We start from the raw sequence: 13696 nt of genomic DNA on the forward strand, positions 1-13696 counted from the left end.
CAATTAGGGCTTCCCAACGGTTTTTTGCAATATCTTTTTTGTCCCACCATCAATTTGTGGATATTTTGGATGCTGTTAAGCAAACACTTTGTTAATTTTTACTTGGTGCTGGTGTAATCCCATTGTAATATGTGCTGTTACTATATGGTGCTTTTTCACTGTTTAAATTATAAACGGTTGTCGTAAAAAATTAATTATGCTTTTGAGCGTCTTTCAATCCTTTTTTCATAAGTTCGTCAAATTGAGTATTTGGATATTTTTTTATCCCTATTTCAAAAAACTTAATCGCATTTTTGTAATCTTTATATTTTAGATAAAACTGCCCAAATCTGTTTTGCCAATATGCAGATGCATATCTTTTAGTTGATAGCACGTCTTTAAACTCTTCCATAAAAAAGCTAAAGTACTTGAAATTATCATGATTCTCTGCTAACCATATCAACCTGTCTTTAGTTGCATTATCAATCTTACTTTCTCCTCCAAAACGTTTTGCTCTTTCTTTAAAATAAGATTCTAAATAGGGTATTTCACCTGCATTAATATAGGCTGTAATATTCTCAAAAATCAAGGATGGGAAATTATGGTAATAATATTTGATCCCTTTGTACATAGCTATATTTGGTAGCGTTTGATGAAATTCATCATTAAAAAGCTCATATTTCCATCGTAAGTTTTTTGGATTGTTCTTTTTTAATATAGCACTAAAATCATCCGAAGAAGAAACGTAATAAATGTCTTTTTTTGAGTTAGCCATATACAAATAAATATCCTTATCAGAATTAAATCCTTTTACAGTTTCTTCAGAAGCAAAACCTCCATCTGTTATAATCGCTCCAGAAAACAAGTCTTTTTCTTCTAATATCATTTCACTTATATAATAAGCTGCCGCTTCCCATCCAAAAATTACACGCTCTTTATTGGTTCTATATTTGAAATCTACAAATGATATGACTTCATTTTTAATAAAAGAAGTAAACTTATCGCCATTTCCAAATAAAGCACGTCGTAATTCCCGACTGCTATTAATACCAACAACTATCATTTCTGGAATGTCGAGTGGCGCTTGTGAAGATTTTTGAATCGAAACTCCATTCGTAAAAAAGCGTTGTCCATCTAATATATATAATACAGGATATTTTTCTTTAGATGTTCCATAACTATCTGGAAGATATATTTGTACCTCTCTATCTTGATCTAAAATTGTAGAATTGATTGTATAATTGGTTCCAATAGTAATTGGATCTCCTTGAGTTTGAGAAGAAATTGCAAATGTTATTAGTAAACAACATGTAAAAAATATTTTTTTCATTTTACCGGTTTTAAACAAAGTTAAAAATTATGTATACGTTTTAATGCGTCTCTTGTAATGCTTTCTTAAAAGCCTTATTAGACTCTTTTATTTTTCCAGCAGGTTTATAGGCTTCTCCTAGTCTATTATGCAGTCTAGTAGAATTTGGATTCGTTTGTAATCCAAATTTATAATAACTAATAGCACTCTCGTACGCTTTATTTTCAACATAAAATTGTCCAAACCTTTCGAACATTACATCTCTAGAAAAAGAAGTTAAGAAGGATGGGAATTCTTTTTCTAATTCTGTAAACACTAAAAAATCATTTTCTCTAACTGCCAATAAAAACAAGTCCCTTTTGGTATCACTATGAACGGCTTTAGACATTTGGTAGCGTTCTCCTCTATTTTGGAATAATTTATTTAACCCTTTTACTCCGCCCACATTTCTAAATTCTTTTATGCTATAATAGCGAATGGGCGCATAATCTCTAAAAATAGATTTTAAACCATTATTCATGGTTGCAATAGTTGTAGTATAATGATTTTCATCCTTGAATAAATCATACTTCCATTTAAGCTTATTCCTGGCCTTCTTATTTAATAATTCAGCCAAATTATTCGTACTAGAAAGCGACCAAGCTTCTACTTCGGCTAAAGTGAAGTATAGATAATTATTTAGAACAGTCGATTTGTCTAAAAGGATTCCTATATCGGCCATGCGTTTTGCAGTTAAAAAAGTAGGGCTTGCTATAAAATAGGCTTTAAACAAATTCGGTTTCGACGCCAATACTTCAACACCAAAAGCAGCAGCTCTTTCCCAACCAAAAAACACGCGTTCTGATTTTAATGTTCTGTAGTTGCCATCTATAAAAGGAATAAGTTCGTTTTCTAAGAAGTTACTAAACTTTAAAGATTTGGTATTGTATAATTTTGATCTTTCAGTATTTATCGTTTTTATTCCTACTACAATAAAACCTGGAGATTCATCATTGAATCGCAAATTTTGTTGATACGCAATGGCATTTAGGAAAAACTTCTGACTGTCGAAAACATAAATAACTGGACATTTTTCGTTTGATTGATGATAATCTTCTGGTACATAAATTTGTATCTCTCTATCTTGTTTTAAAATTTTAGAGTTGATTGTATAGTTGATTCCAATAGGAACTAGAGCTCCTTTAGTTTGTGCAGATACAAAGGATATCACTAAAGAACAAACTATTAAAAGTGCTTTTTTTATTTTTGATGTTTTGATTGCATTCGAAAATAGAAATTTGTTACTCACTTTAATCTTATCTTATTTAATTTATCATTTATTTAACGTATACAGTCTTTGGATAAAATAAATAACGCTGACCGAAGGCAGCGCTATTTATTAATTGATTTTCCAAATTTTAACTGTTTTATCCTTGCTTGGTGTTGCTAGTAATTTCCCATCTGAACTAACATCCATTCCTAAACCAATATCATCTGTGTGACCCGAAAGTGTTTGTAGAATTGTTTCATTTTGCACATCCCATAACGTGGCTACAATAGGTTCTACTGCGCCTTTAAACTTAAAATGATACTCGAATAATTCTCCTACCATTGTTTTATCAGTTCCTCCCGCCAACACTCTATTATTGTCTATAAATATAACGGAATGAATGGCTTGATTCTCTCCTTTTAAACTGTGTAATAAATTCCAGTTTGAAGTATCCCAAATTTTTACTGTTTTATCATCACCAGCACTCGCTAATAATTTTCCGTCTGGGCTAAAATCCATTGCTAAAGGAACCATAGAATGTCCTAAAATGGTCTTCAATAACTTTCCTGTTTCCACATCGTAAACTCTAATAGCATTATCACTGCCAGAAGATAGTAATAACTCACCAGTAGGATTGAAAACCACTTCCCAAATATTATGTTCAGCATCTTTAAAGTTATACATTATTTTACCCGTTTCAATATTCCAAACCGACACATTATCATCATCTCCACCTGCAGCAATTAATTTGCCATTTGGGCTAAAATCTACAGACCAAATAGTACCTTCATTCTCCTCAAAAACGTTTAGCAATTTTCCAGATGTTACATCCCAAACTCTTACGTTACCATCATAAGATCCAGTTGCAACTTGCTTTCCATTTGGACTAAAATCAACCGCTGGCGTTCCAATTTCATGCGGTAAATTATGTAAAACCTCTCCAGTTATTCTTGACCAAATCATTGTATTTTTTTCAATACCTCCGCTTACCATCAATGAATCATTAGGGCTGAATTTTACTTCCCATACATCGCTTGAATGTTTTGTAAATGTGCTTTTAAGCTGTATTTGATTTCCTTTTACCAAATTGGTTTGAACAAACACTTGCGTCCCCATTAAAAACAACAAACCGATGATCAGTATTATTATGATCAATACTACTTTTTTCTTCATGCTATTGGATGTTTTCTAATTTCTGAATCATTTTTTTAGCAGACGTTGAACTTGGATCTAATTCTATTGCTTTTTTATAGGCTCCTAATGCCTTTTTTTTATCACGCTTTATAAAATATGCTTCACCTAAACTGTCCCAAGAATTAGCTTCGTTTGGAAATAATTTCACGTTTTCTTGAAATACTAATATAGCATTATCAACTAATTTTTCTTGGAGGAACGTATAGCCTATTTTGTTTAATACACCTTGTTTATTTCTCTTTACAGTTGAATTAATAGCATTTATATAAGCAGTTACAAAAGCATCTTTTTCTGTTGTTATAATGTTTGGTTGCACTCCTTTTCCCTCCCAATTGGTTTTAGTAATAGGATGTATTGTTTCAATATAAGGAACAGAAATTGTGAATTCATCATTTATATTCAATCGCTTTGTTCTATTTGCTCCTCCTTTAGTGACTTCACCAACTACAATAGCTTTGTCTAAATGCTTAAGCGTATACGTAAATGCTTCTGCAGCCGAAAATGTATTCCTACTTGTTAAAATGTAAACCTTTTTGTTTGTACTTCTCTTTCCATCAACAGTTGCAAACGAATACAACTGCGTTTTTTCACCGGTTTGACGTTCATAGAAATCACTTAATAAAACAGGAGTTTTATCTAAGAAATAACTAGACAATAATTGCATCATACTTGGAACTCCTCCTCCATTGGTGCGTAAATCGATAATGATTGCATTAGTATTGCTTAAAAAAGTCATGGCCGCAGTTGCTGCTTCCTCGGCATATTTAGTATCTGCAAAAAGACGTAGGTTTAAATAACCAATATTACCTTTTAGAATTTTTGTTTCCGTAAAACCGAAATTTATTTCTGCCATTTGCATAGCCATTCTCTTTTCCATTTTTAGTTGCATCTCATCAGAAATTACTCGTTTTTTTTGAGCAATACGCTTAGGTTCAAATCTTACTTTAAGATGCAAGTCTTTACTAATACTTTGTAAATCTTTGGTTAAGGCTTTAGAAAATTCTAAAGGATCGATTATAGCATCATACTTATTAGATTCTAAATTGGTTTTTAAATCAGCTATCATTTTATACGATAGCTCCAAATTAACGTAAGACGTATTTAAATGTGTTTGTATTGAGGATACAATAGTATTTTTCTCTTTCGCTGTTAATATGTTTTTAGCGCTTTTCTCTTGAGCAGCACCATTGTGTATTGTTAGTAATGATACTGCTAAGAGCATGATTTTAAAATAGGTTTTCATAATATATAAGTTTATAGTTATTATTTTCAACAAACGTATGAGGAAACTGAAAACCTATAAAGTATTTTTCACCTAACCAGAAGTATTTACCTCAAACAATTGATACCTGCACTCGAATGCATTTGAAGTATAAAAAAATAGTGTTTGTGTTGCTTTTAAGCGAATTGGTGTATTTTGTTACTTACAAATGGTAATTATCATTAGTTTTGACTCATGATGGCATTTCTAAAAAAATATAAAGCATTTATATACGGACTTTTAATCTTCCGAATAGTAGTCTTTGTTTTATCATACTCTGATTTAATTCTTATCGACAATTCAGAAGTATTAGCAAACGTCTTGAGTTTTATTTTTGGTTGGTTAATGATTTCGTTGCCAATTCACTATTTCCCTTTTCTAAAGCAACACAAAAGCACAAGCATAAAACTGGTTGCATTGATTGCTCTTTTTATAATTGTCATTATAAATGATATTGATTCCAAAATGGTTGATAATCCATTAACGTTTGTTGGATTAATAAGCATAGGATTGAGTTTTTTCTCAATAATAGCGCCTTCATACTTCAAGAAATACGCTTTGTTTATTATTGGATTTTATATTTTAGCTTTAAGTTATTTCCTTTATATAAGAGTTTATATTAATGACATAAACAGCTATTTACAACATGAAAAAGAGATCAAAATAATATTGACAGCACCCTTTTTTGTACTGTTATTCAGCTGGCTTTATCAGCAATGGAAATGGTTGAAAACAGTTGAGTTCAAAAAATCTAAAGCAGAATTAGCATTACTAAAAAGCCAAATAAACCCACACTTTTTTTTCAATACGCTAAATAATTTATATGGTTTAACTGTAGAGAAATCTGATGATGCACCTAATGTTGTTTTAAAACTGTCGGACATGATGCGTTATACCATTTATATGGGAAAAGAAGATTTTGTACCATTAAAAGATGAAATTGAATATTTAAAAAACTACATTGAATTACATAAAATAAGATATCATAAAACAGTTGATATTACATTTAACCATTCCTACGAATCAGATTGTGAAATCGCACCATTGTTATTTATCATTCCTTTAGAAAATGCTTTTAAACATGGTGTAGAACGTTTAACAGAAGATGCCTATATTCATATGAATTTAAAAGCGGAAGATGGCATGATTTACTTTGATATTGAAAACAATTTCGGAACATTAGATACTAATAATACTATTGGTATTGGGCTTGAAAATTTAAAACAACGTTTAAAATTGTTATATCCTAAAAATCATAACATTAATATTGAAGTTAAAGCGGATATTTATAAATTATCACTTAAAATTGAAACGAAATGATCCATTATTTAATTGTAGATGATGAACCCATTGCGCATCGTATTATTGAAAAATATTGCAAAAATTTACCGCATTTAGAAAAAAAAGGCAATTGTTACAATGCTTTTGAAGCCATGCAATTTTTAAGCAAAAATACTGTCGACTTACTTTTTCTTGATATTAATATGCCAAAATTATCTGGTATCGAGTTTATAAAAACAGTATCCAATCCTCCAAAAATTATTGTTACTACAGCATACAAGGAATTTGCATTAGAAGGTTACGAGCTTAACATTTCTGATTATTTACTAAAACCGTTTAGCTTTGAACGCTTTATAAAAGCTATTAATAAAACAATTGATACTACAGAAAGCAAGAAAAGCATAGCAACAGTCTCAACTGTTAAAACTGAAAAAAAAGCGAATAGCTTTTTTTTAAAAGGAGACAAAAAGCACCATCAAATCCATTTTGATGATCTATTATTTATAGAAGCTTATGGACACTATAGCAAAGTGTATTTAAAGAATGACACGATTGTTAGTCATCAAAAAATTTCAGATTTCGAGAATTTACTTCCAAAAGCAGATTTTATAAGAACCCATAAATCCTTTATTGTAGCCAAAAATAAAATCAAACAGATTGCAGCTAATAGAATCCTAATTAATGAGCATAAAATACCTATTGGACAAACTTATAAAGGAAATATAAACACACTTTTTAACTCCTAATTTCTATTATGAAATAATCGTTTAAGTAATATTTATTTTTTCTTTTTGGCAAATGGATCCATCGAAATTCCCATTTGAAAATATCCCGCTGCATCTTGTTCGTTATCGTAAATAAAATCTTTTGTTGACTCTCCTTTTTCTGTTGATTGGTTGCTTACAAAGTTTTGTATACCTCCTCGAAACGTTCCTATGAAATAATCATTAAAGCGGTGCTCAAAGATGATACCCGTTTTTAGTTCTATCTGGCTATATGCAAATGCGTTTCCATAAGATTGATCATTTACATCTATATAAAACTCGGTTATTCCAATTGAACTCCCAAATGATAATCTACTGTTTTCTCCTACTCGTCGTCGGACTAATACCCGTTGTGGCAAGATAAAATCTAACTCCCATTTCGAATTTTTAAAGCGATGATTATAGCTAAATGTTGGAGAAAATGGTATTTGGCTTGTTGGGTCAATAAACGCAATAGCCCCCAAAGTCATTGTGGTTCGTTCTGTCTTTTTTAAAATAAAAGCAAAACCAAGGAGTCCTTTAAAACGTCCAAAGTTCTCTTCATTAGCATCTGCAATAATTGATGCATTAAAAATCACCGGTTTATTAAATAGAACTGAAAAGTATGTTGAACTCAAAGCTCCGGAAAAATTATGAAAATTGACCGTGTCATTGCGCTCAAAAAATGGCATTGATGAAGGGTTTACAATGTTTTCGAACTCAAATGCTCTAAATTGATAAAACAGTGAAGCAGTAAAACTCCATTTTTTCGTTTTATAAGCTGGGATATTCGCTGAAGCCACAAAGTTGCGCTGATTTTTTATATCTCCTTCTTAAAAATATCGGTCAAATAATTCTGAACTAAACTTCCTATCCAGACTTTGGTTATATATAAAGTTTAAAAGTCGAGTTTCCGGGAACTTTTCTTTGATACTCTGTACTGCATTTTGGCGCACTGAATCTTTAGACTCCTGAGCTATTACGTAAGTTGAGACAAAAATTAATAAAGCGATTTATATTATTTTTTTTTATGACTGTGTTGCTGGTGATTTATATTTAAAAACTAAACGATAACTAACTATTTATTATTACAATCTAAACTTGATTTATAACACTAAAAATATATTATTTAAAGCGGGCGATAAGTACCTTTTTTAATTTGATATCTGTTCAAATAAATTCATAATTAATATACTATCAAACATCATTTTGTTACCTCTACAATCCAATTTGAAATTATTTCTAGCACTACGGGAGACATGGTCTGTTCAATATCTTTATACTCCTTAATGCTTCCTGTTTTGCATTCTTGAAACATGTGATTTATGTTCTCCAATTCCAATACTTTGTAGTTTTCGTTTTTGCCTTTTATTAGAGCCGCACGAATGGCATCTTGATTGATTGTTGCATCTACTTGCTGATCCTTACTCCCATTTAATGACAATACAGGGATTTGCAATTTTTCAATTTCATGGGAAGGATTATAACCCAAAAAATATCTGGTCCATGGTTTTAAACTCGACTCGGTTTCATTTATAATAAATTTTGAAATATTGGCATCCGACGCTCCTAATGCTTTTAAAATTGGTGTTAAAAAGGTCGTGTTGTGTGCTAATAATTCACTCCTTATTTCATCACTATTTTTATTAGATAAAATAATGTCATGAGATTTTCTAACATTCTGCTCAAAAGCGACTTCATCAGCTACAGGAAATGGGCGCATGGTTTTTGTTTGCATAAGTGCCACTTCATTACCTTGAATACCTGTTCCAGCCAAAATAACTGCAAATGCAACATCATCAGTTTGATTCGCAGTTAGTGGCGCAATAATGCCTCCTTCGCTATGTCCTATTAACCCAATCTTCTTAGTGTCTATATCACTTCGCGTTTTTAAATAGTCAATTGCACTTAATACATCTTGTGCGAAATCTGCTGTTGTAGCTTTATTAAAATCACCTGTAGATTCGCCAAAACCTCTATCGTCATAACGCAATACAGCTATGTTATTTCGCGTAAGATAATCTGAAAGCACTAAAAACGGTCTGTGTGTTGCTGCACTTCCATTTCTGTCATGTCTCCCGCTTCCGCTTATTAAAATAACTACTGGGTATTTACCTTTTTTCGTCGGTCTTGTAAACGTTCCTGAAAGTGAAACATCCGCTTTTGCATTATTAAAAGTGACATCTTCTTCGTAATAAGGATATGGTTTTACAGGTTCTTGACTTCTAACAATCTTTGCTATTGTTGGATTCCCTATTTTTAAATTTAAAACGAGTTTAATATTACCTTCAGTATAATTACCTTCGAATAGATTTTTAGTTTCATTCCAAACACCTTCATATTTCATACCTAAGTCAGATGCATCAATAATTAGCTTCCCTTCTATCAATGATGTTGACTTTGGTTTAATCCCTTCAACATTATAAGTTGGTACAGCCATTGTTGTAGTGTAAATATTCTCGTTTTTTTCAAAAAGAAAGACAAAGGTAATCTCTTTATTGTCTGGCGTTTTAGCGATACCATGCCAAACACCAGAAAGGTCTTGTGAAAAGGCATTTATTATAAAAAATGTAATAAAAATGGCTGTTGTAATATATAATCTCATGATTGTTTATTTTTAATTGTAAGTGTTTAAATGCTAAGTTTTTTAGCTGAGTGCTATTGAAATATGGTTAAAAGTTTGGTAATACTATGCGTTTGCTAATCTGCTATATTAGAGAATGTTTCCAGCAGCTTTAGCCTCAGCTTCTTTATTACGGCCCATAATAGAGCCCACTACCCATCCACCTATTAAACCTAGAGAAATACCTAAGGAACCTTCTAGGTTCGAAAAAATAGCAACGCCAAATAGTAAACCGAATGATAATCCTAAACCACCATATAATTTGGTGTAATATCCCGCTGTAGTAAGCGAAAAGGTGTCTTTCAAATACTTTTCGAATGCATTAAGAGCTTTCTTAATATGCTTTTTATTGTTCTCAGGATTTGAATTTAATTGCAAACGATTAAGTTCCGTTTCAATCAATTCATTTTCTTCTTTTGAAAACGTTCTCTCTTTTAGTTTGTTCAGAATAGCAAGGAATTTTACGTAAAGCTTAATTTCAGATGTATTGGTTGTTTCTTTTTTTAATCTTTCAAAAAAGTTGCAAGCGCCTAGTAGTGTCATAATTTTTAATGTTTTCTTGGTTAGTGGCAGAAAACAAAATTTATTACATGTAAAACTTACTTTTTTTTTAATAAAAGATAGAAAGCCCTTATATATGTGCTTTACAGGAAGTGATTTAACTCCTTAAACGTTCTATATCTTCCATTAATTCTTCTAATTTTTTAAAGACTCTTCCATAAACAATATTTAAATCCCATTGGTAAATTCTACCTCCAAAAAAAGCTAACAAACCTATAATTACCATTATTGCAATAATGGCAATTAAAGGAATTCCTTGTATTAAGTAAATATCTGGGAAACCTATTAAGACTTCATTTACAAGCCTTTTTCCTAAAAACATACCTTCTGCATCTTTAAACCAAAAGCCTATAACCATTGACAAAAATATAATTGGATACAAAAATGTTGATACTCTTTTATTGATAGCTACTTGCTTTTCTATCCATTGATTAAAGGCCTTTAGATATTGATAGCTGCTTACACCCTTATCTATTTTATCTAAACCTTTTAATAAGCTCTTGTTGATAATAACAAGTGCAGAAAGCATTACAAAAAATATAGCACCAGTAATTGGGATGCCTACAAAGAATGATATAATTAAAAAGATAAACGAGAATGCTACAATTGCAATCAAATTTATTTTAAACATTCTCTTAAATTTATCAATGATATGAATTGATTTTTGGTTGTACAGATCATTGATTTTAGGTGCGACTAATGCATCATTTTTAAGAAAGCCTTCCTTCCAGATAGTTTCAATTGATTTTTCCATCTAATATTTTTTTTAATCTAATTTTAATTCTTTTAACACGTACACCAATATTATTAGTATTTGTTCCTATAATTTCAGCGATTTCCTTGTATGGTTTTTCTTCTAAATAAAGCATAATAATGGCTCTGTCAATTTCTGATAGTTGTCTAATAGCATCATATAATAGATTTAGAGATTCGTCTGAAAAGACATAATTATTTTCAGTTTCTTCTGCAGGTAAAGCATCAGACACAAAATAATGCCCTTTCTTTTTCTTTTTCTTGAGTAAGGTTAAACACACGTTTAATGAAATGCGATATATCCACGTGCTCCATTGAGATTCTTCGCGAAAATTATCTTTACTACGCCAAATTTGTAAACAGACTTCCTGGTAATAATCCTCAAAATCTTCTTGAGAATTGGTGTAAGCTCTGCAAAGCTTTATAATTATGCCTGCATAAGGTAAAATAGATATGTTATAAAAATCGCTGCTCAATAGTTATGTTTTTATTAGTTAGTGGCTAGTTTTAATAATTATTACACCTTCAGTAAAAATATTCTATTTAGTAGTATTTAATGGAATAGAATAAACTTTAGAAAGACTTTTGCTTTTAAGCATAGCTCAAATTAACTAACTTCATAACCGTTTTAGTGTTTACTTTGTAAAATATCAAAGTAAACACCGAAAAAAGTCATAAAACTGTTTTCAATTTTTAATTTTCCGGCAATTGCTCCTCTATTGGATATGTACTTAAATTCAAAAGGTTTCCTGAATGCGATAATACGTTCTGTAATATAAATGGTGTTTCTGGAGTTGCACCACTATATTGTGTTTCTCCATTCATATTAACATCATTATTATTATATCCTGAAACCATAAATGTTGGAAAATTTAAAACGTTTCCTGGATCATTTAATACATGAGATAATATACTTGGTAAATCTGGAGTGGCACCAATATATTGAACAGTTTTATCTGTATTTACATCTCCTGCCCACAGTCCTACTCTATTTACGGGCATTCCAACGGTGGTTTGAGCATTTGTACCATAAGAGATTTGATTATTAGCATCTGTAAAATCTACTGATGTTATATCGCTAGACAAACTTACTATTGAAGCACTCATAATTCCTAAGTGATTTCTGTGGTTTATTGAAATAAAATAATCTCCAACTGGTTGTTCAAATTCTAGATTAGAAAAACCATCTGCAGCAACTATATCGCCATTTCTTAGTAATAAAGCAGACTGACTAGCTACAATAGTTGTATTTGTAGTCCCAGCTCTTAATTCTATAAATACCCAATCTACAACAGCATTAGTGCCTGTAGTATTAAATACTGAACTATCACAAGTTAAAACATCTGTGTAAGGACTTGTTGTAGGTAAAAAATTTGCTACCCGTAAATCGTCACGCATTAAGTTTTCTTCTCCAGTATTTGGGTTTAAGAAAGCGCCTTGTAAATAAATTTTGGCACTTACAATTATAGGTAGTACATCATTATCCAAAATAGTTATAATTCCACTATCACTTGGATTTGAAGTATTACCAATAGCTACCGTTCCTGTTACTGTAAAGTTTTCAGTAGGTTCAACTGTGGTGTCATCGGTAATTGGGATGAATACATTTACAACTGTATGTCCTGCTGGTATGGTTGCCGTTACTGTAGTACTTGAATAATCGTTTGGATTGGTTGCTGAGTTGTCTACAGTAGTAATTGAAACTACAGTATCTACTGAACTTGGATTATCGATACTTACAGGAACTGATGCACTTCCGCCATCTTCTGCTATGGTTACATCGCCTACGCCCATTCCAGGTGTGTCGTTATCCGTAATGGTTACTGTTCCACTATCACTTGGATTAGTTGTGTTGCCAATTGTAACTGTTCCGTTTACGGTAAAGTCTTCGGTTGGTTCTCCTGTGGTATCATCTGTAATTGGAATCGATACATTAACAGTCGTTTGTCCGTTTGGAATCGTTGCCGTTACTGTAGTACTTGAATAATCGTTTGGATTGGTTGCTGAGTTGTCTACAGTAGTAATTGAAACTACAGTATCTACTGAACTTGGATTATCGATACTTACAGGAACTGATGCACTTCCGCCATCTTCTGCGATGGTTACATCGCCTACGCTCATTGTAGGTGTCTCGTTATCTGTAATGGTTACTGTTCCACTATCACTTGGATTAGTTGTGTTTCCACTTGTTACTGCTCCGTTTACGGTAAAGTCTTCAGTTGGTTCGCCTGTGGTATCATCTGTAATTGGAATCGATACATTAACAGTCGTTTGTCCGTTTGGAATCGTTGCCGTTACTGTTGTACTTGAATAATCGTTTGGATTGGTTGCTGAGTTGTCTACAGTAGTAATTGAAACTACAGTATCTACTGAACTTGGATTATCGATACTTACAGGAACTGATGCACTTCCGCCATCTTCTGCTATGGTTACATCGCCTAAGCTCATTCCAGGTGTGTCGTTATCTGTAATGGTTACTGTTCCACTATCACTTGGATTAGTTGTGTTTCCACTTGTAACTGTTCCGTTTACGGTAAAGTCTTCAGTTGGTTCGCCTGTGGTATCATCTGTAATTGGAATCGATACATTAACAGTCGTTTGTCCGTTTGGAATCGTTGCCGTTACTGTAGTACTTGAATAATCGATTGGATCAGTTGCTGAGTTGTCTACAGTAGTAATTGAAACTACAGTATCTACTGAACTTGGGTTATCGATACTTACTGGAACTGATGATACGTGGCGT

At 31.8% G+C, this 13696-nt stretch carries 12 protein-coding genes; 2 read left to right on the forward strand and 10 right to left on the reverse strand.

All coding sequences use genetic code 11. From position 1 onward, the window contains the following. Positions 1–190 precede the first annotated feature (190 nt). The 4 genes from RH82_RS05325 to RH82_RS05340 all read right to left on the reverse strand — a co-directional run bounded on the left by RH82_RS05325 (position 191) and on the right by RH82_RS05340 (position 4974). Positions 191–1309 (reverse strand): alpha/beta hydrolase-fold protein, encoded by a 1119-nt coding sequence (locus RH82_RS05325; RefSeq protein ID WP_034058789.1) that lies wholly within the window; start codon positions 1307–1309, stop codon positions 191–193. 40 nt (positions 1310–1349) lie between these two features. After that, complete coding sequence (locus RH82_RS05330; RefSeq protein ID WP_162182447.1) at positions 1350–2576, reverse strand: alpha/beta hydrolase-fold protein; 1227 nt, start codon at positions 2574–2576, stop codon at positions 1350–1352. 90 nt (positions 2577–2666) lie between these two features. After that, positions 2667–3710, reverse strand: coding sequence for a WD40 repeat domain-containing protein (locus RH82_RS05335; protein ID WP_081979194.1), 1044 nt, complete (start codon positions 3708–3710; stop codon positions 2667–2669). A gap of 1 nt (position 3711) precedes the next feature. Beyond that, complete coding sequence (locus RH82_RS05340; RefSeq protein ID WP_034058795.1) at positions 3712–4974, reverse strand: S41 family peptidase; 1263 nt, start codon at positions 4972–4974, stop codon at positions 3712–3714. A gap of 213 nt (positions 4975–5187) precedes the next feature. On the opposite strand from RH82_RS05340, the gene RH82_RS05345 reads away from it, so the two are divergent. Both RH82_RS05345 and RH82_RS05350 read left to right on the forward strand, forming a co-directional pair. Further along, a complete protein-coding gene (locus RH82_RS05345) occupies positions 5188–6312 on the forward strand; it encodes a sensor histidine kinase (RefSeq protein WP_034058798.1) in 1125 nt (374 codons plus the stop codon). Further along, positions 6309–7019, forward strand: coding sequence for a LytR/AlgR family response regulator transcription factor (locus RH82_RS05350; RefSeq protein ID WP_034058799.1), 711 nt, complete (start codon positions 6309–6311; stop codon positions 7017–7019). The genes RH82_RS05345 and RH82_RS05350 overlap by 4 nt, the downstream gene beginning before the upstream one ends. 32 nt (positions 7020–7051) lie before the next feature. Here RH82_RS05350 and RH82_RS05355 read toward each other — a convergent pair whose 3' ends face one another. The 6 genes from RH82_RS05355 to RH82_RS17710 all read right to left on the reverse strand — a co-directional run. Then, a complete protein-coding gene (locus RH82_RS05355; protein WP_052158226.1) occupies positions 7052–7819 on the reverse strand; it encodes a hypothetical protein in 768 nt (255 codons plus the stop codon). A gap of 401 nt (positions 7820–8220) precedes the next feature. Further along, positions 8221–9621, reverse strand: coding sequence for an alpha/beta hydrolase family protein (locus tag RH82_RS05360; protein WP_034058800.1), 1401 nt, complete (start codon positions 9619–9621; stop codon positions 8221–8223). A gap of 108 nt (positions 9622–9729) precedes the next feature. Continuing rightward, on the reverse strand, positions 9730–10182 hold the full coding sequence (locus RH82_RS18665) for a hypothetical protein (RefSeq protein WP_034058801.1): 453 nt from the start codon (positions 10180–10182) through the stop codon (positions 9730–9732). Positions 10183–10297: 115 nt separating this feature from the next. Continuing rightward, positions 10298–10954 (reverse strand): hypothetical protein, encoded by a 657-nt coding sequence (locus tag RH82_RS05370; RefSeq protein WP_034058802.1) that lies wholly within the window; start codon positions 10952–10954, stop codon positions 10298–10300. Beyond that, positions 10938–11429 carry an RNA polymerase sigma factor gene (locus RH82_RS05375; protein WP_034058805.1) on the reverse strand — a complete coding sequence of 164 codons (492 nt, stop codon included), beginning with the start codon at positions 11427–11429 and terminating at the stop codon, positions 10938–10940. Before RH82_RS05375 ends, RH82_RS05370 begins: the two co-directional genes overlap by 17 nt. A 217-nt stretch (positions 11430–11646) precedes the next feature. Next, the coding region (locus RH82_RS17710; protein WP_052158227.1) for a Calx-beta domain-containing protein at positions 11647–13696 on the reverse strand (2050 nt) is incomplete at its 5' end.

Origin of the sequence: Lacinutrix jangbogonensis, assembly GCF_000797445.1 — a bacterium.
In the GTDB taxonomy this organism is placed as follows: domain Bacteria; phylum Bacteroidota; class Bacteroidia; order Flavobacteriales; family Flavobacteriaceae; genus Lacinutrix; species Lacinutrix jangbogonensis.